At 60.7% G+C, this 24,089-nt stretch carries 19 protein-coding genes; 4 read left to right on the top strand and 15 right to left on the bottom strand.

What is annotated here, in order from left to right; all coding sequences use genetic code 11:
- Window positions 1-125: 125 nt before the first annotated feature.
- The 5 genes from Q673_RS34240 to Q673_RS36255 form a co-directional block, all read right to left on the bottom strand.
- Window positions 126-896: a copper resistance protein B gene (locus Q673_RS34240; RefSeq protein ID WP_023007316.1), complete on the bottom strand. Its 771-nt coding sequence runs from the start codon at window positions 894-896 to the stop codon at window positions 126-128.
- Window positions 897-905: 9 nt separating this feature from the next.
- Window positions 906-2,732, bottom strand: a complete 1,827-nt coding sequence (locus tag Q673_RS34235; RefSeq protein ID WP_031218769.1) for a copper resistance system multicopper oxidase — start codon at window positions 2,730-2,732, stop codon at window positions 906-908.
- Between the two features lie 72 nt (window positions 2,733-2,804).
- On the bottom strand, window positions 2,805-4,139 hold the full coding sequence (locus Q673_RS0118805) for an ATP-binding protein (protein WP_031218767.1): 1,335 nt from the start codon (window positions 4,137-4,139) through the stop codon (window positions 2,805-2,807).
- Complete coding sequence (locus tag Q673_RS36260) at window positions 4,120-4,785, bottom strand: response regulator (RefSeq protein ID WP_081712100.1); 666 nt, start codon at window positions 4,783-4,785, stop codon at window positions 4,120-4,122. Before Q673_RS36260 ends, Q673_RS0118805 begins: the two co-directional genes overlap by 20 nt.
- A gap of 9 nt (window positions 4,786-4,794) precedes the next feature.
- Window positions 4,795-5,295 carry a cupredoxin domain-containing protein gene (locus tag Q673_RS36255; protein WP_023007310.1) on the bottom strand — a complete coding sequence of 167 codons (501 nt, stop codon included), beginning with the start codon at window positions 5,293-5,295 and terminating at the stop codon, window positions 4,795-4,797.
- A gap of 209 nt (window positions 5,296-5,504) precedes the next feature.
- On the opposite strand from Q673_RS36255, the gene Q673_RS36865 reads away from it, so the two are divergent.
- The 4 genes from Q673_RS36865 (at window position 5,505) to Q673_RS34215 (ending at window position 7,254) form a co-directional block, all read left to right on the top strand.
- Complete coding sequence (locus tag Q673_RS36865; RefSeq protein WP_023007309.1) at window positions 5,505-6,164, top strand: periplasmic heavy metal sensor; 660 nt, start codon at window positions 5,505-5,507, stop codon at window positions 6,162-6,164.
- Between the two features lie 119 nt (window positions 6,165-6,283).
- Window positions 6,284-6,586 (top strand): hypothetical protein, encoded by a 303-nt coding sequence (locus tag Q673_RS34220; RefSeq protein ID WP_143004404.1) that lies wholly within the window; start codon window positions 6,284-6,286, stop codon window positions 6,584-6,586.
- Between the two features lie 78 nt (window positions 6,587-6,664).
- Window positions 6,665-6,817, top strand: a complete 153-nt coding sequence (locus Q673_RS36770) for a hypothetical protein (protein ID WP_023007307.1) — start codon at window positions 6,665-6,667, stop codon at window positions 6,815-6,817.
- On the top strand, window positions 6,814-7,254 hold the full coding sequence (locus Q673_RS34215) for a DUF411 domain-containing protein (protein WP_023007306.1): 441 nt from the start codon (window positions 6,814-6,816) through the stop codon (window positions 7,252-7,254). The genes Q673_RS36770 and Q673_RS34215 overlap by 4 nt, the downstream gene beginning before the upstream one ends.
- Before the next feature lie 202 nt (window positions 7,255-7,456).
- Here the strand turns inward: Q673_RS34215 and Q673_RS34210 are convergent, their stop codons facing one another.
- The 10 genes from Q673_RS34210 to Q673_RS34170 form a co-directional block, all read right to left on the bottom strand.
- Window positions 7,457-8,230, bottom strand: a complete 774-nt coding sequence (locus tag Q673_RS34210) for a sodium:calcium antiporter (protein WP_200861427.1) — start codon at window positions 8,228-8,230, stop codon at window positions 7,457-7,459.
- A 37-nt stretch (window positions 8,231-8,267) separates the two neighbouring features.
- Window positions 8,268-9,023 carry an IS21-like element helper ATPase IstB gene (gene istB / locus Q673_RS34205; RefSeq protein WP_023007304.1) on the bottom strand — a complete coding sequence of 252 codons (756 nt, stop codon included), beginning with the start codon at window positions 9,021-9,023 and terminating at the stop codon, window positions 8,268-8,270.
- Window positions 9,024-9,039: 16 nt separating this feature from the next.
- Window positions 9,040-10,578, bottom strand: coding sequence for an IS21 family transposase (gene istA / locus Q673_RS34200; protein WP_031218761.1), 1,539 nt, complete (start codon window positions 10,576-10,578; stop codon window positions 9,040-9,042).
- A 319-nt stretch (window positions 10,579-10,897) separates the two neighbouring features.
- A complete protein-coding gene (locus Q673_RS34195) occupies window positions 10,898-11,857 on the bottom strand; it encodes a hypothetical protein (RefSeq protein WP_023007302.1) in 960 nt (319 codons plus the stop codon).
- On the bottom strand, window positions 11,854-15,231 hold the full coding sequence (locus Q673_RS34190) for a DEAD/DEAH box helicase family protein (RefSeq protein WP_023007301.1): 3,378 nt from the start codon (window positions 15,229-15,231) through the stop codon (window positions 11,854-11,856). The genes Q673_RS34195 and Q673_RS34190 overlap by 4 nt, the downstream gene beginning before the upstream one ends.
- On the bottom strand, window positions 15,231-15,425 hold the full coding sequence (locus Q673_RS34185; protein WP_023007300.1) for a hypothetical protein: 195 nt from the start codon (window positions 15,423-15,425) through the stop codon (window positions 15,231-15,233). Before Q673_RS34185 ends, Q673_RS34190 begins: the two co-directional genes overlap by 1 nt.
- Window positions 15,422-16,012, bottom strand: coding sequence for a zeta toxin family protein (locus tag Q673_RS34180; RefSeq protein ID WP_023007299.1), 591 nt, complete (start codon window positions 16,010-16,012; stop codon window positions 15,422-15,424). Before Q673_RS34180 ends, Q673_RS34185 begins: the two co-directional genes overlap by 4 nt.
- Window positions 16,002-19,214 carry a DNA methyltransferase gene (locus Q673_RS36250; protein ID WP_031218756.1) on the bottom strand — a complete coding sequence of 1,071 codons (3,213 nt, stop codon included), beginning with the start codon at window positions 19,212-19,214 and terminating at the stop codon, window positions 16,002-16,004. Before Q673_RS36250 ends, Q673_RS34180 begins: the two co-directional genes overlap by 11 nt.
- A 145-nt stretch (window positions 19,215-19,359) precedes the next feature.
- Window positions 19,360-22,239 carry an SNF2-related protein gene (locus Q673_RS34175; RefSeq protein WP_023007295.1) on the bottom strand — a complete coding sequence of 960 codons (2,880 nt, stop codon included), beginning with the start codon at window positions 22,237-22,239 and terminating at the stop codon, window positions 19,360-19,362.
- Between the two features lie 80 nt (window positions 22,240-22,319).
- Window positions 22,320-23,549, bottom strand: a complete 1,230-nt coding sequence (locus tag Q673_RS34170; protein ID WP_023007294.1) for a DUF4236 domain-containing protein — start codon at window positions 23,547-23,549, stop codon at window positions 22,320-22,322.
- Window positions 23,550-24,089 lie beyond the last annotated feature (540 nt).

Genomic DNA, 24,089 nt, shown 5'->3' with positions numbered 1-24,089 from the left:
TCTCTCCGTTTTGGTGACACTGTCATGATAGTGGTGCAACTTGAAATAGAGCTGAATATACGTAGGTGAAGGGTAAAAAAAAAACGCCACCGGAAGGTGGCGCAAGCACCGACATACAAGGATGGCTAGAACATCAGCCTTACCCCGGCTACGAGACCGGTATCTTCCGTGGCATCACCTCCGGCACGCGAGAGATCGGCGGTATCCCCGTACTGCTTCTCCCAGTAGCCACCCACGTAGGGCGCGAACCGCCGGGTTACCTGATAGCCCAGGCGCATACCGGCACGCACGGAGTTGAGCCCCTCGCCGACACCGAACTCCTCGACCTCGCTGGCAGCGACGGCAATCTCGGTGCGCGGCTGCAGATAAAGGCGTTGCGTTAGGCGCAGGTCGTACTCGCCCTCGAAACTCGCTGAAACATCGCCCTCATCGCTGACCTGTAGCGCCACGTCAGTCTCGATCCCGTAGGGCATCACACCCTGCAGGCCGATGACCCCATAGCCGCGTTCGGCATGGTCGTCCGAGAACACACCGCCCTGATAGCCCACGCCACCCTGCAGCTCCCAGAAGTCGGCGACGAGCCGGCTATAGAGTAGCTCCAGGGACTCGAACTCGGCATCCTCGCCGTCGCCCTGGACGTTATCGCCCTCGGACTTCAGGTAGACGCGGTTGACGTCACTGCCGTACCAGGCCTGGAAGTCCCAAACCACGGCCTCCTCCCCCTTGTCGGGCACGACGTACTCGAGCCGGTCGAACAGTGCCATGCCCATGTTGTGTTCCACAACCGGTGACGGCCAGCCGGCCGGAGCATCGTAGCCGTCCTCTGCCTGAGCGACGGAAAACGCTGTCGTGGCCAGCAGGACACCGGCGGCGGTCAGTGGGATTCTGTTATTCATGCCTTCTCCTTACGAAACCTTGACGACCCGGAACATGCCGGCATCCATGTGGTAGAGCAGGTGGCAGTGGAAGGCCCAGCTACCCTCCGCATCGGCGGTGATCAGCGCCGAGACGCGCTCACCAGGCTTGACGTTGAGGGTGTGCTTGCGGGGGATTAGCTCGCCCTGACCGTTCTCCAGCTCCATCCACATGCCGTGGAGGTGGATGGGATGTTCCATCATGGTGTCGTTGATCAGGATCAAGCGCAGGCGTTCATCCTTGTTGAAGTGAATAGGGCCGGTCACCTCGCTGAACTTCTTGCCGTCAAAGGACCACATGTAGCGCTCCATGTTGCCGGTGAGGTGCAGTTCCAGTTCACGCTGCGGCTCACGGCGGTCCGGCCAGGGGGTAAAGGCCTTGAGGTCGCGATAGACCAGCACCCGGCGCTCGTCGGGATCGATGCCGATACCGGCCTGGTTGTAGCGAGAGCCCGGCTGCGCCGCCCCCGCCGCCAGCATGCCGTTGGCGTTCATCCTGTTCTGTTCACCTGACATGCCCCGCATGTTGGCGTGGTCCATGCCCTCCATGTCTGAGCCGTTCATGCCGGAATGATCCATGCCCTCCATGTCTGAGCCGTTCATGCCGGAATGATCCATGCCCTGCATGTCTGAGCCACCCATCCCGGAGTGGTCCATGCCCTCCATGCCGTGGGCCCCCATGGCCTCCATGCCGCGGTCGGCAATCTTGCGTCGCTCGGGGATCTCGGCGGCCATGCCCTCGCGCGGCGCAAGGGTGGCGCGGGCGTAACCGCTGCGATCCATTGCCTCGGCGAAGATCGTATAGGCCGTGTCGTCCTCGGGGGCGACCAGCACGTCGTAGGTCTCGGCCACCCCTATCCGGAACTCGTCGACCGGTACCGGCTGCACCGGCTGACCGTCGGCTGCCACCACGGTCATCTTCAATCCGGGAATACGCACATCGAAGTAGGACATCGCCGAGCCGTTGATCACCCGCAGGCGGACCCGCTCACCGGCCTGGAACAACGCCGTCCAGTTCTCTTCGGGGGAATGACCATTGAGCAGGTAGGTGTAGGTGCTGCCGGTGACGTCGGCGATGTCGCGAGAGCTCATGCGCATTTTCGCCCACATACCACGCATCTCGGCGGTGGCAGCAAAGCCTTCCTCACGCACGTCGGCGAAGAAGTCGGCGATGGTGCGCTCCTGGAAGTTGTAGTAGCCCTCGGCGGTCTTCAGGTTACGGAACACCGACATGGGGTCCTCGAAGGTCCAGTCGGTGAGCAGCAGCACATGCTCACGGTCGTAGCGGAAGGGCTCGCGTCCGGCGGCATCGATGATCAGCGGGCCAGCATGGCCGAGCTGCTCCTGCAGGCCGGAGTGGCTGTGATACCAGTAGGTACCGTTCTGGCGAACGGGGAAACGGTAGGTGAAGGTCTCGCCCGGCGCGATGCCGGGAAAGCTCACTCCCGGTACGCCATCCATCCCAGGCGGCAGGATCAGGCCATGCCAGTGGATGGACGTGGGCTCGTCGAGCAGGTTGGTGACCCGCAGCACGGCGTCCTGGCCTTCCTTGAGCCGGATCATCGGCCCGGGGCTGGTGCCGTTGATGCTGATCGGGCGTGCCTCCTTGCCGTCGATCAGGATCGATTCGCGGCGGATGGCCAGCGACACCTCCGGCCCCTCTTCGACTCCCTTGGAATAGACATTGGTCTGACCCCAGGGGTTGGCCCAGCTAGGACGTAGGCTAAGGGCCGCTGCCGACCCAAGGCCAAGCGCCGCACCGCCTTTGAGGATCTGACGACGTGACATCGGGTGCGTGATGACGCGCGAGTTTGCCATGTGTGACTCCCGTCCATGTTTGACGCGAGCCAGTTTGACTGACGAACCTGAAACAGGCCTGAAAATGCGCAATTAATCGGTAGATTCCTTGATGGGCACCTCCATCCTCACGCACAAGCCCCCCAGTGCACTGGGCTCAAACCTCACTTTCCCGGCATAGCGCGTCATGAGTTGCCACAGAATAGACAAGCCAAGGCCATACCCAGGATGACTTTCATCCAGCCGCCGGCCGCGCTGGCCAAGGCGAGGCAGGTCATCTACTGGAACACCAGGACCGTCATCCTCAACGGTAATCCTGAGGACATCATCGAGCACAATGCGACTGTCCACTTTGCTACTGGCCCACTTGCCGGCATTGTCAAGCACAATCCCTAGCATTTCGGAAAAGTCCTGAGATTCGATGGGTACACGTTTCTCAAATTCCCCCGGCAAGCTCATGGTGAAATTAATGTTTGGGTAAAGACCTCGAAACATCTCGGTCAACCTTGTGCAATCACGATGGAGATCAGACATACGCCCCGCGTTTGGGCCCGCAATCCTTGACCGCCTAAGTTCTGCATCCAGTTGGGCGTGAATCTCCTCGAGACGCTGCACCAGCTTCTGGCGACGAGTATCATCAATAGGACGCGTCCCTCGCAGCACCTGGGTCACCGCCGCGAGCGGCGTCTTGAGTGCGTGAGACAGGTTTGCTACCGAGTCGCGAGATCGTTGCAAACGACTATCGATCTCATCCATGAATCGGTTGAGCTGAATGACCAAGCTATCTAGCTCAGAGGGAACATCCAAGGATAGTCGCTCTCGATCTCCAGTTCGAAGTTCTCCAAGTTGACCCCGGAGTCGTGAGAGAGGTATCAAGCCTCGATTGACCGCCAGAATATTCAGCAACACCAAGAGCAGTAACAGAACTGCCGCAATAGCCGCTACCCACCAGTGAAGCTCATGCAGCCCCGCTTCTACCTGAGAAAAATCTTCACCAACAAGAAGCACCCCACGATCTTCCTCCAAAGTGAAAGATCGCCGATATACCAATAAATGTTGCTCACCATCCCTGACTTCCACGAGAGCATCACTGGTATCATCCAACAAAAAGTTCAGCGCCTTCACCCAACGTGGGTCTGAAGAGGAGATATCGCTTCCTAAGCGTAGAACGTACAAGTGGTGAAAGGCTTGAAAGCCACGGCTGGCGGAATCCAGCACGATGGGGGTAGCAATATGATCCTTTTGGACTTGTTCAATCGCATGGTCGGCTTCTCGTTTCAGGCGCTCTCCGAGAAAATCGCGCGCCAGGTCTTGAAGCAAAATACCATGCAACAGCCATGTGGCTCCGGTCACGATGATGGCAATGCCAGAGAGCCAACACAGCAAGCGGATTCGCAGGCTTCGTCCGTCAATGCGTAACAAAGACATACCCCTGTCCGCGCCGAGTCTGGATCACCGATTTCCCTACATAACGGCGCAATCTGGCAACATACACTTCGATAATATTAGGCGTCGCCGCATCTTGATCCAATGCATAAAGTTGCTGGAGAAGGCGTTCCTTAGATAGCACCCGATCTGGATGATGCATAAAATAACGCATGAGGGCGAACTCAGTTCCAGTCAGGGACTGCCAAGCCCTACCATTGACGCTGACAGATCGACTTGCCTCGTCCAACATAATACCATTGAGAGAAAGCTCATTCGACGTACTGCCAAACTTCCTGCGAAGTAGTGCTCTAATCCTGGCGATGAGCTCAGGCTCATGAAAGGGCTTTGTCAAGTAATCATCAGCACCTTCTTCAAGACCTACGACCTTATCTTCCCAGGTATCTCGAGCAGTCAGAATCAGAACAGGAAGGTCGTATCCATCTTTACGCCACTTCTTGAGCAAATCCAGCCCAGAGCCGTCTGGAAGACCGAGATCGAGGATTACCAGTTCATAGTGCTCGGTTGCCATAAGTGACCTGGCCACTTTCAGCGAAGTGGCCAAGTCAACCCGGTAACCGTTGTCTTTCAGACTTTCGGCCAGACTCTCTGCGAGAAGGTCGTCATCTTCAAGAAGCAACAGTTTCATGTAAAAAACTTACCCCTGTAAATCGATATTTCCGGACATGCCTGCCTCATAATGGCCCGGAATGTTGCAGGCGTACTGCAGCCCGTCCACATTCTGGGGGGCAGTCCATACAAGCTCTGCGGTGTCACCCGGCGCGATGGTCACTGACGGCATGCTGCCACCATGCTCGCCTTCGGCCATGTCATGGCCTCCGTGACCACCATGGCCACCACCACCGCCATGGCTACCCCCCATCTCCTGCATCATCTTGCGATGTGCTTCCTGAGCCTCGGCATCACCGATGACGAACTCATGCTCGAGATTACCGGTGTTGACAATCTCGAACTTGATGGTTTCACCCGGTGCGATATCGAGATTCTCGGGGTCGAACCACATGTCACCCGCCTCGACGCGGATGGTGCGATCGATGTCGGCATCGCTCACCGCAGCTTGAGAGCCGCCGTGCCCAGCACCAGCGAAGGCAGCTGTCGTAGCGAGGCCGAGTGCCAGCGTCAGTAGAGTCTTGCGCATGATATACCCTCTTTTAGTTGAGTCAGGGGAGTTCACTTGTAACGCACAAACCTGAAGACAAGCTGAACAAAGCAAAAAATAGTGTCAATCCACATCACACCTTGACATTGGGCCCACCCATAGGTTGTAAGCTCATAACTGAAGCCAAACAGCCTTCCCTGCCTCGGTAAGGCGATTTCTCTACCAGCAGCAAGATGAGAGTACAGCACATGATCAAGCACAAGCAGCTTCTCGCCATCGCTCTGGCCGCCAGCATGGGTGTCGTCACCAGCGGTGCCGCCTCTGCGCAAGGTATGCAACAGGGTCAGGGCATGCAACAAGGCGGCATGATGATGGGCGGCCAAGGCGGCATGGGCCCCGGTATGATGATGGACGGTCAAGGCGGCATGGGCCCCGGCATGATGATGGGCGGCCAGGGCGGCATGGGCCCCGGCATGATGATGGGCGGCCAGGCCGGCATGGGCCCCGGCATGATGATGGGCGGCCAGGGCGGCATGGGCCCCGGCATGATGATGGGCGGCCAGGGCGGCATGATGCCCTGTCCGATGATGGCGAACATGGGAGGCATGGCCGGAATGCTCGACGAAGAGCAGCTGAGTTCCCTGCGCGAGATGCGCAGGGAGCACTGTTCCGCCCAGTTCGAACGCATGGGCGAGATGATGAACCTGCGTGACGACATGATGCTGCTGATGCAGGCGGAGCGTCCTGATCCGGAGGAGGTCCAGGCACTCCATGGTCAGATGGCCACCCTCCAGGGCGAGATGATGGCGGACAAGGTGCGCATGCGTAATCGGATGCAGGATCTGCTGAGCGATCAGCAGCGCGAGCAGCTGAAGCAGGACCCGTCTTCCGGCAACAACCCGCAGTGATACCCGATGCCCGCCGCCTGACGGGTATCGCTCAGCCATCTCGCTCCCTATTGCGCTGGGTCAAGGTGGTCAACCGGATGACTGGCACAGAATGACACAAGGATGACGAGGGAATCACCATGACCGAACAGGCCAGACCGCTGCACCGCACACGAGGAGGACGCTTGCTGGCGTTGCTGCTCGTGGTGCTGCTGTCAGTGACCGGCCTGACCGCTCAGGCGGCCATGGAGAGCTGCGCCGCTGACTGCAGCACGGCTGAGGTCGAGTTGTTCGATCACGCCGACCCCGAATGCGCCGGCTGCGCGGCCCTGGCGTCGACGCCCCTCGTCATTCCTGCCACCCCCGACACCCTGGCCGACACCGCCGGACCGGCTAAGGTCGAATTCATCGCCCCGCCCCCGCGCGAACCTCCCAGACCCTGACCGTGCATCCAACGCCTCGGTGATGCTGGCCATCGGCCTGCCACCGGATTTACCTGCACGTTCGTCAGGAGTCTTGTTATGTTCAGCAACGAATGCTTCGCCTTCATGGACTCAATGAGCTGGATGGGATGGCTGATGCCGCTGACGGTCACGCTTTTGCTTGGCCTAGGCATTGCCGCCCTCGTCAAATACCTGTTCGTTTCCCGTCACACCCAGGAGAACCGCTCATGAACCGCTTTGCCCCCACCCTCTTTTTCTCCACCGCGCTGCTGTTGGGCGCCGGCACCACCCAGGCCGCATCGCCGACCGAGGCCACCCTCTACAAGAATCCCCAGTGCGGCTGCTGCGACGAGTACGCCCGCCAGCTTGAGGAGCGCGGTGTCAGCGTGACCATCGTCGATGACGTGGAGCTGGGCAAGGTCAAGGAGCGCGTCGGCCTGCCCTACGGGCTCGGCGCCTGCCACACCATCGAGATGGGTGAATACGTGATTGAGGGCCATGTTCCCTTCGTGGCCGTGGAGAAACTATTCGAGGAACGTCCTGACACCGATGGCATCGGCCTGGCCGGCATGCCTATCGGCACCCCCGGGATGCCGGGCCCAAAGCAGGAAGACTGGAACATTTATCAATTCCGGAACGGGGAGGCAACACCCTTCATGACCCTGTAATCCGACCTACAGGCAGAGAAAAAAGGGCCGCTTCACGCTTGAGTGAAGCGGTTTTTTCTGTTTGGTTGAAGCACAACTGCGTCGTGATATGTAGGGCGGGACAGGACTGCCGATGACGTCAAGGCATTGGCACTTGGTCGATAGCACCCACGGCCCGACAGGCCAACCGGCCACTTCGGGCGCGGGCAGGGGTAAATAGTGGTCATAAGGGCCGTATTCCTCGGTGGCGCTCCTGTAACACCAGTACCACCAGCGTCAGGGCTGTCAGCGGGAGTGCAAAGAACAGCATGGTGACGCTGAAGACCGGTAGCGCATCGTGGTGTGTGGCAGCCAGGATCAAGTAGAGGGTGTAAGCCAGGTAATAGGCTAACAGAACGCCACCCTCCCAGCGGCTGATCACCCCGCCAGTGAAGCAGATCGGTAGACAGAGCAAGGCCACGGCATTCATGACCGGGATATCGAAACCCGCCATGGCCTCGGGGACGGCGATGCCGGTGGGAGCCAGCAGCCCGGCCAGGCCCAGCACGCCAAGGAGATTGAACACGTTACTTCCCACCACATTGCCAACGGCAATGTCGCGCTCCCCACGCAGCGCAGCCACGATCGAGGTGACTACCTCGGGAAACGAGGTACCCGCCGCGATGATGGTCAGACCGATTACCTGATCGCTCACGCCTAGCGACTGAGCAAAGACCACGGCGCCGTCCACCAGCCAGCGCGACCCCAGCACCAGCATGCCCAAGCCTCCCACCACATACGCCAGGTTGTTCAATAGCCTGGCGCCTATCGGGCCATGCTTGGCGCGGCTCTCCGGTGATGGTTCCCGACGGCTCTGGCGGAAAAGGAACAGCAGGTAGGCAGTCAGGCCTATCACCAGTAGCCCTCCATCAAGACGCCCGACGCTGCCATCTAGAACCAGTTGCGTATTCCGACGAACGTGACCGGTCATTCCGGGGATCGTGACCGATTTGCTCACTCCTCTCTCGCTGGCTCTGGTTTTGTAAGCTGACCGGTCACGATGGGTCAACTTCTGCCGCTTGCGGGGCGGCGCTCTTGCGCATCGATTCTCCTCTGAGTGTCAGGCGGTGGGCGCTGTGCAGCAGCCGGTCCAGAATGGCGTCGGCCACCGTCGCGGCACCGATGTAGTCGTGCCAGTGCTCGATGGGCAGCTGGCTGGCAATCAGCGTCGAGCCCCGGCCGTGCCGGTCCTCGATCACCTCCATCAAGTCCTGGCGCTGCGGCGCGGTCATCTTCTGCATGCCCCAGTCGTCGAGGATCAGCAGGTCGGTCTTCTGCAGCTGGCCCATCAGCCGGGCGTAAGAGCCGTCGCCCTGGGCGATGCGCAGCTGCTCGAACAGACGCGGCACCCGCAGGTAGCGCACCGAGTAGCCTTGCCGGCAGGCCTGGTTGCCCAGCGCGCAGGCCAGCCAGGTTTTGCCGCACCCGGTGGGGCCGGTGATGCACAGGTTGAGTGACTGGCCAATCCACTCGCCGCTCGTCAGCGGTGCCATGCGGCCCCGCTCCAGGCCGCGGGGGTGGCGGTAGTCGATGTCCTCGACGCAGGCCGTGACGCGTAGCTTGGCGGCCTTCAGTAGCCGGTCGAGTCGGCGGTTATCGCGATGCAGGGCCTCTCGGTCGAGCAGCATGCCCAGGCGATCCTCGAACGGCAGGTCGTAGGTGTCCGGCTGGGTGAGCTGGTGAGCCAGGGCGTCGTGCATGCCGGTCAGCTTGAGGTGGCGCAGGGTGTCGAGCAGGGGCTGGGTCATCATCGGTCGTCTCCTCGGGTCAGTGGTAGTACTCGGCACCGCGCACGTTGGTGTGGGGCGGCAGGTCGTCAAGCGCCTCGGGGAGCGTCAGCATCGGCTGCTGATCCAGCCCCTGCTTGAGGATCGAGGCGATGCTGGCGTAGCGGGTGGTGGGGATCGCCAGGGCATGCGCGCAGGCCTGCTCCAGCCGCGCCTTGCCGTAGCGCCGGCTGAGCTGCAGCAGGCCCAGGCAGGCACGGTAGCCATGCTCGGGATGGGGGCGGTCCTGAAGCTGTCGCTGGGTCATCTCCAGCGTGGCGACGCCGATGTCCTTCGCCCAGTCCAGGAAGCGGCTTGGCGACCAGTCGCGGTGCGCCTGGTGGCGCTTGGGCATGTGCTCGGCCAGGGTCGAGAAACGCCCCGGCGCGTGGCGCGGGTGCGCCGCCACCCGGTGCCCCTTGTGGAACACCTCCAGCATGGCGTGGGTCAGGCGCACCTCCAGCACCTGGCCAACCAGGCTGTGCGGGACGCTGTACAGTCGCTTGTCGATGTCGAGGTGGTAGTCGATGCCAGGCTTGGCCTTGCGCCACTCGGCGTACTCGTAGGGCGTCTCTGGTAGGGCGCGCAGCACTGGCCGGTCGATGGCCTGGAACAGATCGCGCCGGCTCTCCTCGCGGCCCTGGAAGGGTCGGCGGTTGAGATCCTCCAGCAGCTCGCGGATGGCCTGGTTCAGCGAGGCCAGCGTGAAGAAGGTGTGGTGGCGCAGGCGAGCCAGGATCCAGCGCTCCACCAGCAGTACCGCGGCCTCCGCCTTGGCCTTGTCCTTGGGCTTGTAAGGCCGCGCCGGCAGCACCGCGACCTGGTAGTGCCGGGCCATCTCGGCGTAGGTCGTGTTGAGCTGGCTCTCGTAGCGACACGCCCGCGTCACGGCGCTCTTCAGGTTGTCGGGGACGAGTAGTTCGGGGACACCGCCCAGGAACTGGAAGGTGCGCTGGTGAGAAGCGATCCAGTCGGGCAGCGCCTGGCTCCAGGTGGCCTCGGCGTAGGTGTAGCTGGAGGCGCCCAGCACGGCAACGAACACCTGGGCCCGTCGCTCCTCGCCGGTGGCCTGGTTGATGATCGGCACGGTCGGGCCGCAGTAGTCGATGAACAGCTTCTCGCCGGCACGGTGGACCTGGCGCATGCTGCGCCGCTGGCGTTCCCGCCAGGCGCGGTAATGATCGCAGAATCGACTGTAGCGGTAGGCCTTGTCGCCATGGACCTCGACGTACTCCGCCCACAGCAACTGCAGGGTGACGCCCTTGCGCTTGAGCGCCTGGTGGACCTGGAAGTAGTCCGGCGCCGAGAAGCGCACCGGCGGCGACTTGGCCGGGAACAGCCGCGCCTCCAGCGCCGCCTCGTCGGTGCCGTCGGGCAACGGCCAGCGAATGCCGGCCACCTGGGCCAGGCTGACGTACTTGCTGACCACGCCCTTGGAGAGGCCGCAGGCCCGCGCAATCTTCTCGTGGCTGAGGCCGGCGTCGTACTTGAGGCGCAACACCTCGGTGATGGTTCGCATGGGAATCCTCGGTGCTGGCATGTCCCCCTCCTGGAGCGCAGGCAAAAGGAGGGGTATGCCGTAAAAGTCCGAATCATTCCAGCGAGTTAGGTGAGATTCCGGGAACGTGACCGGTGATTCCGACATCGTGACCGCGGATTCCGGGAAAGAGGCCGAAATCGGTCACGATGAAATGGAATGGCCGGTCACGTTGGCCCGGAATGGTCGGTCACGATAGATCGGAACGGGCGGTCACGATGCCCCGGAATACGCAGGTGGAACTCCAGTGGTGCCCGCAGGGCATCACCCACTGCCAGGCCCAACAGACAGCCTTCCCAACGGGAATGCGACTCTGACTCGGTCATGTATTCACAGACTCCACCCCCACCGTTTTCCCTGCCCCCACCTCATACCCGCTGACCAGCACATAGCGGCTGCCGGGGCGGTGGTCCGCCCACTTGCCTCGGTAAAAGCGCTCGTCGCGCAGCTGCCGCCAGTAGGGTGAAACCGAGCGTGGCGAAGTCATGGCCAGCTTGAGCTCGCGATCCTCGCGATCGTATCCGACCTGGGCGAAGGGCACGCCCTTCTTGCCCTCGGGGTGCTTGTTCTTCATCCAGGCCGGCACACCGCTCGACTGCGCCTCGGGGTATGCAGAGAGGTACATGCCGAGCGACAGCACATAGCGCACCACCTCACGCAGGATCATGCCCTCCTCGTCCGCCAGCGGCTGGGCGCGCCCGCCGGCATGGTGGATCGCCTCGCGGTTGATGAAGTCGGTGATCTGGCTCGGCTTGAAGGCACCTCGCAGCATGGTGGGGTTGAGGCTCGGCTGAGTGTCCAGCGGGTTATGGATCGCCACGATCAGCCAGGGCTCTCCGAGCCCCTCCATGTCCACGCCGTGGGGATTGCCATGGGCGCGCAGAAAGGCCTCGTAGCGGCAGGGCAGCGTGGTGGAGTCCACCCAGGCAACCAGGGCACCGTCCACCGGATGGCCATGGAAGGTCTGGCTGGTCGGGAACGACAGCGTGCTGAACGCCCAGGGCCACGACCAGGCGTCGCCCTGGACCTTGCTCAGCTGCACCGTCTGCAGCCAGTTCGACAATGACGGCTCCGGCACCACCACCCTGCCCTCGCGGCCGTGGTGCCACTCCAGCATCAGCACCTCGCCGTTGATGGAGTGGACTACCCGTTCGTCCAGCACCATCTGGCCGAAAATCTCCGCTTCGACCCGAGGCTTCTTGGGCAGGCCCATCATCTTCATCACCGAGCGGACGTAGCGGCGGGTGAAGCTGGGGTAGTGGCGGTAGGTGCAAGACGTCATGGTTGCATAGTCGCTGCTTCGACCGGCTGGCCTACCACCACCCGCATCAGGCTATCCAGGTAGTCCGAGTCCGACATAAACAGCACGTGCTTGGCACGCAGCTCCTCTGCTGTCATCCCCCAGTGGTTGGTGATCCACTCCCGCGTGGTGCTGGAGGGCGCCAGGATGACGCTTTCCAGCTCGACGTGTTCGCTCTTCAGGCGCCGCTCCACATCCTTGATGCGCTCCCCAAACTCGATCTTCTCGTCCTTCGGCCCGGTATGGCGGAGCCCATGGGGGTCGACAAAGACGATGCGCTGGCGGTCGTCCTGCACATGCCAGAGGATGAAGTCGGGGTAGAACCCACCTGCCTCAAAGAAGCCGATGCCTTGCTTGACCAGGTTGCGCAGCAGGAAGAGCTGTTCACCACGCTCTGCTATCGCTTGGTGGTTTCGCTCCAGCCACCCTTTCAAATCCTCGACGAAACGGAACTCGCTGTCGTTAAGAGCAACGGGTTCGACGCGGATACGGCTGTCCTTGCCCAGGTGCAGCAGCGGGTTGTAGAGATGGGCACCGATTTGAACGGCGCTGACGCCATTGGCCTTGGACGACCGATACATACCCTGACGCTGCTGCTCGATGGCTTCCTTCATCTGCTTGATGTCATCGATCAACGCCGATTCGCTCCCGTCGACGATCAGCTGATACTCCTTGGTATCCGGCAGGTTGCCTCGGGCATCCTCGAGCGCGACTAGCTCCATGCGCGGCTCAAGGTAGGCTCGGCGATGGTAGTTGAAGACCCGGTCCATCAGCAGCGATAGGAGCTCCAGCGCCATGCTCTGGTAGCGCTGGAAGTTGTCGGCATGCAGCTTCCACTGGTCCTCGGGGACCAGCAGCCTGTACCACACCTGGCTCTTCAACAGCGCCGGGAGTCGACTAGAATCGATCAGCAGGTTGGCGTAGCCGCGGGACCGCCTGTAGCGCTCCAGGTCTCGCTCCAGGGCGGCCATGTCCAGGAAAAGCAGGCGCTCGTCATCGAAGTAGCGCTCGTGCTGCTTGGCCTGGCCGGGCTTGGCCATCACGTCCTTCACGCCCGAGGCCTGCAGACTTTCGACCCGAGGGTAGCGGTCGAGCTCTATCTTGCGCTCCTTGAGCACGATGTCCGGCGTCAGGCCCAGCTCATGACAGAAACCGCTACCGGCGGCGGTCACGGGGTGACCAAAGCGCACCAAGGGACCATCACGGTGGAAGCTGTAGGCCTGCTTGGTATCCTGACGGACCTTGGGGCGCAGCATCTTCAGCGACTTGCCAACGTCCTCCATCACGTTCAGCTTGAGCGTATGGGTCTCAGGCTGGTCGTTGCCCGGCAGGCCTTCGTCCTCCAGGAAATCCCGGAAGGTCGCCATGAAGTCGGCGCCAACGCCGAAGACGTTGAGGGTCTCCAGCAGATAGAGGTGCTTGGGTGCCAATATCGGGTCGAGCCGGCTGGAGCGCATCAGGCTCATGTCGCGGCCTTTCAGACGCACGCCGCGACCGAAAAGCTGGATGATCTGCGAGCCTTCCTTCTTGCCGGTGTTCATCAGGCCCATGCTGGAGACACGCCAGCAGTTCCAGCCTTCGATGAACTTCTTGGAGCCGATCAGCAGGTTGACCGGCGAGCTCTCGCGGGTGACTTCGGCGAAGATAGGATTGGCCAGCTCAGACTTGCGTACTTGAAGGTGTTGGATCTTCCGACCCTCGAGGTGCTCGGCCAACCCCAGCGCATCGCCCACATTGATCAGGCCGAAGGGCTGCTCCGCTTCCCCCACCTTCAGCAATAGCTCGCCTGAGTCACCGGTGATTCGGTCGACATTCAGCGTGCCGCCGCCCGGGGCATGGAAGGTATGTGTGAGAATGTCGCGGTAGAGCTCTTCGACAGTTGGCCCTTGGGCCTTGAGCCAGGGGAAGCTGCCCGAGAAAATCTCGTTGCCTTGCTTGTCGATCAGCCCGGTAGTTGCCGCATCACCCTCATAGACTGCGCTGAGCGCCCGGCGGGCCTCATCTTTCTCTCCGAGGAACCAGGCCAGAAAGCCCAAGACCTGGGCAATATCGGAAGCGCGCTCCTTGTAGTTCTTGGCGGTCTCCTTGCTGCCGTCGTCCTTGACCACGCTGGCCCCGACGAACACCCACAGCGGTGCGGCCAGGTTCCACTGGGTCAACTGGCCGTGTTCTTCCTGGTAATAGCGCTGCTGCTGGTAGAAGGCCAGCAGTGCCGCCGTGAGGTAGGTGTAGCGCTGCTGTGTCTCCTTCTCCGGCAGGTTGAAGATTCGGTAATCCTTGCCGTACCCATCCTCGTAGAAGTAGCGGTAGCCGTAATCGAACAGGATGCTCTTGGCGTAGGTCTCCTCCACCGCAGCATCCTTGGCGGCCACCACGGCCTCCTTGAAGGTGGCCGAGTACTCGAAGGTAAAGCCACGCCCGGCCAGCTTGTTGCGATGCGACAGCCACCCCTTCTCTTCGCTCGCCGATCCCAGTCCGCGGTGCCCTTCATCGACCAGCAGCAGGTTGCCATCGCCGAAGCTGTCCACCGCCATGGTCTTCTTACCCTGCTCGATGCCGAGCTTGGTTATTTCGGTCACCGCCACACGGCTCAGCGATTTCCTCTCGCCGCTAAACAGGTCACCACCGTCCTGGCTCAGGCGCTCCGCCTCCAGGCTGGAGTCACGGCACTCCAGCAGGTGCTGCTCACTGAGGCGCTCGTTAGGCGTGATCAGGATGATCTGGCCGTAGTCGGCAATCCGATGGTGCTTACGGGCATAATGGCGGAACTGACGCACGTTGGTGTGCATCAGCAGCGTCTTGCCGGAGCCCGTGGCGTTCTGCAGGCACAGCTTGTTGAGGTCATCGTCCTCATAGGGCCCGATGCCGGTCTGGTAGCCCTGTCCCTGCCAGTAGCTATTGAACCGCTCGACCTGGCGGTTGAGGCTGGCCTTGAGCGCTTCGCGGTCGCGGAAGTACTCGTGGAGGTAGATCTCAACGAACAGCAGGGTCAGCCACTGGAAGTATTTCCAATCGACCTCGGTCTCACGCTGCTGGTTGAGGGCATCGGTGTGTTCCACGATGTTGGCGTCGAAGCGCTTCAGATCCTCCTCACCGTACTTCCAGGTGGGCTGATAGCTACCCAGCAAGGCGTGGAGATAGTGATGGTGACGATCACCGGTCAGCCCCGGGTCACTCCTCTTGAGCGTCTTGCTGAGCAGGGTAATCGGACGCACCCGGCTGCCGCCGTCCCGGTACTGCTCCAACGGGTCGATACCGAAGCGCGTCAGCACCCACTGATTGAGCACCAGCTTCTTGAGAAAGTCGGTCTTGGCACTGAGCTGCTTGATCTTGGTTTGGCGTGGCCTACGTGCCATCAGTGCGACTCCCGGCCCTGCTCGTCCTGCTCCTCCATCGGCTTTGTCGGCGCATCCTCACCCACCAGCACGGGCTTGCCATCCTGCCAGATCACGGCGTACTGGCCGAGGCGACGCTTACGCTCCAGGGTGTCAGCGACTGCGGTGCGGAGGCTATCGAGCATCTCCTGAGTGTCCGGTGCCAACTGAGTCATGGCCGTGCCTCCTTGATGAGTAGGTTGTAGTGGCGATCATCGAGAATATGGCGCTCTTGCCCGGCCTGTTCAAAGACCGGCTCAGGGGTGCCGCCGGCATTCATGAAGCAGCGCGCCCGGGAAACGCAGGGCGCGTAGAGCGTCAGCAGGTTGTGCAGGCTGCGTGGGAAGCGGCGCTGAATGTCCTTCAGCGGTATATTGTGCCCACCATGAGAGACTCGCTCGGCCACACGCAGGCGTGACATCTCCGCCGAGGGGAGTGCCAGGTAGACCAGCTCGACTCGCCAGCCCGTAGCGAGCAGCCGCTTCACCAGGCTCAAATAGCCCCGCCCCGAGAGCGTCGTCTCGAAAGCGAAATCCTCGCCCTCCTTGATCGCGTCTTCGATCTCACGCAGAAAAATGCGACTGGCGGCGAGGAGCTCCCGCTCCGGCGCCAGAGGAGAGAGACCAGCGGCGATCAGGTCGGCATTGATGAACCGCGCACATTTGGCCACCTGGGGCAGGTAGTGAAGCGCAAAGGTCGTTTTGCCAGCCCCATTGGGGCCGGCAACGATCCAGCAGGTAGGAGCGCTGGCTTCAGAGCTCATCGTCACACCCCTCCCACATGCGGGCATGGAAAGTCTCTTCCAGGCTGTGCACTCGGCTACGCGCACTGCCGGTCAGGTTCAGACCGTGCGGGCCATTGATGTAGATGGCATCGAATTCACTGTCGGTAGTGCCGACCTTGTACTTTTCCAGCAGCGCCTCCAGCACCGCGGCATCCTTCTCGGGATCGTCGGTCAGCTTGCGCCACACCACCAGCACCTTGGCCAGGTCCTCGTCGCTGCCCGGGATACGGCGCACGTGCCCTTCCACCTGGCGAATCCAGTAGGCACCGTCTTCATTTTCTCGCAGGCCTTCTGCCTTGAGCCGCGTGTTCTGGTCCTCCGGCAGCTCTGGGTCTTCCTCGCGCTTGAAGCGGGCGATATAGGTACGTGGCTTGTCAAGGTGGGTGACATGCAGACCGATCAGCCAATTGAAGGTCTCGACCAGGTCGACGTTCGTTTCGCGGGTCTCGTCGCTGCCGGGCTGCTTGACCTTCAGCGTGTAGCCTTCGGGGTCATGGAACCACTCGGTATTGAGCAGGCTGGCCGAGCCGCGGGTTTCCACGTCGAGCAGGTATTTGAGGGTGTAGTCTCGACGTAGCTCCGGATTCTGTTCCATCAGCGCGTCGCGCTGGGGGTTATCGTCCAGCTCGAGGTTGTTCAGAGTATCATCGTAGCTCTCAAGGCAGAGATATTTAAAGCAATGAGAAACCCCACCCAAAGCATTAGGATCAGGAACCCCACCTTTCCAAGAGGAAGCGTAAACAGCTTTTTTCAGCCTTGGAACCAATGTTGTCCAAAAAACTTCTCCGACCTCAGCAAGAAGGTACTTAACCCGCTCACCCCTCCTTATTAAGTCAATAGCAGAGTGCCCAGTAGTTCCTGAACCAGCAAAAAAATCCATTGCCACTTCGAACTTTGAAACCTCCATAGCTCTTTTCACCAAGCCAGTAGGCTTAGGGGTTCCCCAATCGAAGCCATAGCCAAACATAGACTTTAGTTCAGAGTTCGCAGACCTTGAAGTGCCTACTTCTTTTCCAAACCAAATGCTCTCCGGGACCCTTCCCTCTTGATCGCAGAGATAAATTTTTCTAATTATTCTAGATTCATCATCAGAGAAAAAAATCTCTCCAGACTCAATCTTCTTATCTAATGTATCTTTACTCCACCTCCATCCTTTCTCTGGCGGCTCAATAACTCGACCAGAGGGGGTTGTTATTTTATAACGTAAATTTGGACGATAAAGGGCGTTTCTGACATCACCAGTTCTCCAAGCACCACGAGGGTCATTATCCGTATTAGAATATGCTTTATTATGCTCCTCCTGCCTCTCTAGCACCCCCAGCTTAGCCTCTTCGGAAAATGAACCACAAAAAAGATAATTGTGGTGTGGTGTTATACCACCACTATAACCTTTTCCTTGAATACTATGCTGCCATGCAACAGGGGTTTTAACATTACCTTCCCCAACCAGATCCGACAATACGCGATGAAAACTAAAAGCCTCAGACTCATCTAAAGTTACCCAAATATGGCCCAATCTATCTGCATGAGCCATGGCAAGTGACAGCCTCTCCTTTATCATTGATAACCAAGAAGAATCTTTGTAGCTATCTTTATAAATAAAATCCCCGCCACCAGTGTTGTACGGCGGATCTATAAATAAAAACCCTACTGAAGACTTATACTTCTTCTCAGAAAGCTTGAGAGCATGGAAGTTATCTGAGAAAAAAACCTCCCCCTGAACCTCGCCATCCAACACCGAAATGATCTCATCTCTTACCTCTTTACGATAAAGAGAAGTATCTATCATTAAATATCTATACTCAGACCTCTTCACCAACTCAGAAGCGGAAAATTTTGACAACTCATTCTCAATGAGTCCAGCATCTAGCGAATAGACATCACTCCACTGGTTTCTCTGCAAGCTATTTCTAAAAACAGCATCTAAGAGTTCTTCATTTCCCTCCAGAATATCCAAGGTCATGCAATATTCAGCGTCTACAACAAACTTTTTTTTATTCCACAGCTTTTTCTGAAAATTCTCCAGCTGCGCCAGAAAGGCAATGATCTGCTTGGCGATTTTTCGCAGGACCTGGATTTTCTTAAGTTGCTGCTCGACGATCAGCACTTCAGCATTGTCGATGTCATCCAGACGCAGGATTTCATTCTTGATGTAAAAATCCAGCTCGCGAGAGAGAAAGCCACCCAAATCCTTATGGATAAAATAGTCCATGGTATTTCTGGCTGTGTACTGCTGCAGGTACTTGCCCAGCAGAGTGCGGCTCTTCTGCTTGTCAGTGGGCGCCGGGGTAGCCAGCCCTTCTCGGAAGGCGGCGACGCCATCGGTGAGGCGCAGCGCCGCCATGATGATCTCTTCAGCCTCCTCGAGGCGCTTCTTCTGCCAGGTGGCACTTTGGCCCGTCTTGTCCGGGTCAGGCCGATATTCGAACTGCAACACCAGGTCGGCGCCCTCCAGGCGCACCGGCTCGTCGTGATGGATGATGAAGAAGCGCTCGGTGCTCTCCTTCACATCGTTATGCTCACCTTCGGTGGCGTCCACCACACGGCAGTGCACCTTGAGCGCGGCATCCACCGAATCGAAGCCCAAGCCACCCTGTGCGGCGGAGCCATGTAGCTTCTTCAGGGCCTCGTTGAGGTTGAAGGTGAAGTTGGCCAGCGTCTCGGAGGACTTGACGTAGTACTGGTCCTTGTTGGCCCAGTGAAGGTAGACCTCTCGCCCATCGTAGGGCACCGCATAGGGGGCGGCCCGGCTGTCGTTCTCGGCGACGTGGTGGCGGCGACTCATGAAGTCGCCTTTGTCGTAGTAGCGCGAGAAGAAACGATAGAGATGGTCGTAGATGTCCGCCGAGGCGTTCTGCTCCCGCTTGGCGACATCATAGGCGGCCCGTGCCTGCTTCACCGCCGGGGCGCTGTCCGGGTCCGGAGCCCCCAGTTCTTCGGCCTGACGGCGCTTCTCCTCGATCTCCTGGCGCATCGCTGCCAGCTGCTGCTCGCCCTGCTCGGCAAACGCCTCCTCGATCGCCTGGGCCAGGTCCTCTCGGATGAACCGGGAGAGTTGGTCGCTCTTGGCGTGCATGATGCGGTAGAGCCCGAAGTCCAGCTCCGGCTTGTCGAGCTGGAAGAGCTCGTGGAGCAGCTTGATGAAGCGTTCCTTGTGACCGTCGACTGTTGCTACATTCATTGGGCAATCCCATCATCCCTTGCAAAGATTTCTAAAATCAATGCGATATGCGCAAAACGGGGCTGAGCGATAGGCTCAGCCCCTGTTGATTCGTTTGCCAGAATGATACCGGCCAGCACGTCACCCCGTCATGTCCTGCGCGGATTCATGCAAGCTCCCAGCGTATCCGGAACAGCCGATGCGTCTGGCTCTTGCGGTGCATCTGGCGTTCCAGGGCATCGATGAGCGCGTCGCGCTTCTCCTCTATCTCGTCCTGCACGTCGAAGATCGCCTGGCGGTCACGGCGCTGCTGACGCTCTAGCGTCTTGAGTGCTTCCTGCGCGGCCTTCTGCTCCTCAAGGGTCTCGGCGGTGCGTGAGCGGCGCTTGGCATCCTTGATCTTGGCTCGCGTGTCCTCCAGCTGCGCTTCACTGGAGGCGACCTGATCATCGGCCCAGGCCTCCAGCTTGTCGCGCTCGCGCTGGAAGTAGCTGTGATTCTCCTCGAGCACACGGCTAAGGGTGGCATCCAACTGCCGCTTGGCCAGCGCAGGGAGCTCCTGAGGGGGTTCGGGTGCGCTACCGGGCACTACCTCAGCCGTCACATTGAAGAGCCGCTCACAGGCCTCCTGGTCAAGGGGGGTGCCATCGTCGGCCAGGGCCGTGAAGACCAGGTGCTCCTCATGCTGGAAGCTGTCCAGCTCGAGCAGATTCAGCTCCAGCCATCCACTGCGGGTGGTGAGCTGTTCGAGTACCGAGATTCGCAACGGGTGATCGGACAGCTGGAAGCGCAGTGTGGTGACCGGCGTTTCCCCGCGGCGGCCACTATCGAGAACATGCTCGCCCAGAGGATGGGTCAGCCGATAGACGTGGGCATGCTCGGGCGGCTTGATGCCCTTTCCCTTGCGAATCAGCCAGTAGTCACCGGCGGGCACGCTCTCTACCGGAGAGGCCTCCAAGTGAAAGATCAGGCTGCTGTCGTTGAACTTGGCCTGCTCCGCCAGGCAGTGGCGGGTCAACTTCCAGAAAAGCTTGCCGGTGCGGTCGAGCTGCGCCTCGGCCTTGTCGCGCTGAACGCGCAGCAGGTCGTGGATCTGTTCGTCGAAATGCTCAAGCAGCTTGCTCTCCGTCTCCTTCATGCGGGCATCGATATCGGCCTCCAGCTGCTCACGCAGCTCGGTGAAGGCCGCCTCGATGGCATCCGGCGTGCGGCAGGTAGCGTAGATATCGGCGATGCGCTTCTCTACATCCACACCCGACTCCAGCCGGCCGAGAATTTCATCGGAGGCACCAAACAGGCCATCGAACAGCTGGAACTTCTCGCTCAGCAGCTCGAGTACACGCTTGTCGGCCTCGTTGCGCTGGTTGAGGAAATTGACCACCACCACATCGAACTGCTGGCCGTAGCGGTGACAGCGACCGATGCGCTGCTCCACACGCTGAGGGTTCCAGGGCAGGTCGTAGTTCACCACCAGGTTGCAGAACTGAAGGTTGACGCCTTCGGCGGCCGCCTCGGTAGCCACCAGGACCTGCGCCTTGTCTCGGAAGTGGTCGATGATGGCAGTACGGCGGTCGATGGCGGGACTGCCCGTCACACGGTCGCTGCCAGCATGCTCCGCAAGCCAGCGCTGGTAGATGCCCGTCACCCCGGGGCTGTTGTTGGTGCCGCTGAAGGTCACGACCTGATCGGCAAAGCCGTGCCGCTCAAGAAAGCGGCTTAGGTACTCCAGCGTGCGCCGGGATTCGGTGAACACCACCGCCTTGCGCGGTGCCCCCATTTCATCCATGCGGGAAAAACCCGTTTCCAACGCGGTGACCAGCGCATGGGACTTGGCATCCTCGTGAATCCCCCGAGCTAGGCTCAGGTACTGCTCGATTTCGGCGATCTCACCCTGCAAGCGGGTGGGATTGACCTCTTGTTCCAGATACCGGGCATCGGCCTCCTCCACTTCATCGGCTTCCGCTGCTTCCAGCAGCTCTTCATCAAGCGATTCATCGGCCAATAGCCGCTCCAGCCAGTCCTGTTCGACCTGATGCCGGTCATGCAGCGACTCGAGTCGCTCCTTGAGGGTCTCCAGCGTCTGGATAATGGCGGTGGTGGACGACGCCAGCAGCTTGCGGATGACCAAAGACACCAGGTGGCGTTGACGAGTGGGCACGCCATAGCTGTCTTCACGCTCCAGGTAGCCGGAAACCAGGTGGTAGAGCCGCTGTTCATCCTGGGAGGGGGTGAAGGGGATTGTCAATGCCTTACGCTCGGTGTACTGCACATACTCCAGCACCTGGCGGCGCAGGGTGCGCTTGGCAAATTCATCTAGCCGGCGTCGCAGACCCTCAATGTCATTTCCACCGCGCATGAACTGGCGGCGGAAGCTGATCGCGTCCCCAAACAGCTGGTCATCGATCACCGTGGAGAGCCCATAGAGCTCGAGCAGTGAATTCTGCAGTGGCGTGGCAGTGAGCAGCAACTTCCGGCTGCCGGCGAAGGCACGCTTGATGGCCTGCCCGGTGCGATGACTCTCGCGGTGGGCGTTGCGCAGCTTGTGGGCCTCGTCGATCACCACCAGATCCCATGGGATGGTACGCAGCTGAGGTTCCAGCTTGGCCGCGAAGTGGTAGGACATCACGCTAATGGCGTCCTGATCCAGCGGATCGTAAATCCCCTGATCACGCTGCTGCTTGTAGGTGCGGGCATCCAGCACCTGGGTAGGCAAGTGGAACTTCTCGGCCAGCTCGGTCGCCCACTGCTTGCGCAGGGCGGCCGGTGCAATCACCAGCAAGCGACGCCGACGCTCTGCCCAGTACTGGCAAATCACCAGCGCCGCTTCGATGGTCTTACCCAGCCCCACCTCATCAGCGAGTAGTACCCCCTTAGTCAGCGGGTTCTGCAGGGCAAACAGGGCCGCATCGATCTGATGCGGGTTGAGATCGACCGAGGCATCGAATAGCGAAGCAGCCAGCCGGTCCACGTCTCCCCCCCTGCGCTGGCGAGTGAGCTCATAGGCGAAATATTTGGCGTGGTAGTCGGTGATGCGCTCGGTGGTCATCCCTGCACCCTGCTCCGTATTAGCTATCGCCTTACTCTGTGTCTTCCATTCAGCGAGATCAAGGCGCCTTTGGGCATGGCCTAAACCAGCTTGAACGGCTCGATATCGCGGAAGATGCCGGTCTTGGTCATGTCGCGGCGCAGGGTGAAGGCCTCCATGGCCGCTACCGGGTCCACCTGGTCCAGCCTGTCGAAGTGGATCCGGCTCCACTGCTCGCGAGTGACCTTGACGCTGAACAGGTACTGGTCGCGCTCGCCGCCGGTGGCCGGGTCGGTGATCTGGCGATAGCCGGAGATCTTCGCCTCCTGCACAGCGGGCAGGCGGGCGAACACCGCGCCCAGCACGCGAAAGGCGATGCCGTGGACGTGGTCCCGATAAAGCTCACGCTGCCGGGTATCGCTGAGCCGGCGGGGCGTCAGCCTGATCTGCTTGGCGGGCATGGTCCAGTAGCGGTCGGGCATCTCGTCCTCACAGGGGAGGTCGATATCCACGGCAATGGTGCTGACGTCGCGGCCGAGGTCGAAGTCGATGGCGGTTTCACGGGGCCAGTCGATCTCCTCCAGGCGTTCACGCAGCGTCTGCTCCATGGCGTCCGGGTCATGCAGCACGCCTTCCCCCTCGCGAAGGTGGCGTGCAAACTCGGCCTCGTCGTGCTTCGCCTTACGCCGCTCCCAGTCGCGATAGGCCTGATCAAAGGCCGCCTGCCGGCGCCGGTTCTCCTCCTCGACGCGCCGCCTGGCGGGCGGCCATAGCCGATGCCACCAGGCGGGCTGACGCAGCGCCGGTGGCGCCGGCGGCGCCTCGGCGAAGTCTCGGGTGACGTAGCCAGTGATATCCGGGTGGGGCGTCTCCTCGTGGAGCCGCCCCAGGCGATCCAGGTCGGCGTTGAGGCGCTCACAGTGCTGAGCCAGCTGCTCGCGCAGAGAGTCTCCTGCATGACGCCGCAGCACTCGGGCCTCGTCGTCGCTCATGGGCGTGCCGTCACCGTGGGCATAGTGGATGCCGCCATCACCGTCGATATCCAACCGGATGGGCAGCGACTCGCCCTGAGCCAGCAGCGCCTCCAGGCCCGCCGCGGGGCTTGCGCGGCCGGCGCCGCTGCTCCCGCGCCCGGCCGAACGGCCCCGGGCGTTGAGCTTCTGGCGATAGGCCAGTCCGGTGCCGGGAATGCCCGCGTGGCCGTGCACGCCCCTTGGCCCCACGCTGAGGCTCGCGCCCCGTGGGCCCACCGAAAGCCCGAGGCCCCGCTTGCTCAAGTTGAGGCGGATACCCGGCGCGAGGGTGATACGGCGCTGGAAGCGAAATCCCACGGCGACCTCCTTGTCGGTAGATGCAGACAGCGTTTCATTCTGCACAGGTGCGCCGACGCAGGGGAAGCGCATAGTGCAAAAACAGCAGAATCAGTGATTTAGGCAGGAGGCTTTCTGCAAAAGCTGCGATTTCTTTCTGCAGCGCCGCTTTAAGCAAGCGGCGCCACGACAGGGTGAGAAACGACCAGCGCCGGCAGCAACCCTTTGCCCTTTCCCTTTGCGGTTCTCACTCTGCTCAGCCTTTCAGGGCAAGCCCCTTCCCCTTGAGCCCCCTTCCCTTCCGGCCTTTGGCCCTTCCAGCCTTTGCCGCTCCGCTCCTGCAAAGGCCCTTGGCAACGAGCGAAGGCGGCAATGATCAGCAGCGAAATACATACGCAAATTGCGTATACTTTTTGGTGTCGTTACGAGGACATGACCATGGACCGCAACATCTTTGACGAGATCGTCGAGGGCTTCGACGCTCTGGTCGCGGAGCGCCAAGGCAAGCGCACGCTGCGCTCGCATCCTGTCGCTCTGGACGAGGTCCCTGACGTCACTGCC

Origin of the sequence: Halomonas sp. PBN3, from assembly GCF_000475415.1 — a bacterium.
Lineage (GTDB): Bacteria > Pseudomonadota > Gammaproteobacteria > Pseudomonadales > Halomonadaceae > Halomonas > Halomonas shengliensis.
Note: the sequence above shows the minus strand (reverse complement) of the source record. Positions and strands in the feature narration are given on the sequence as shown.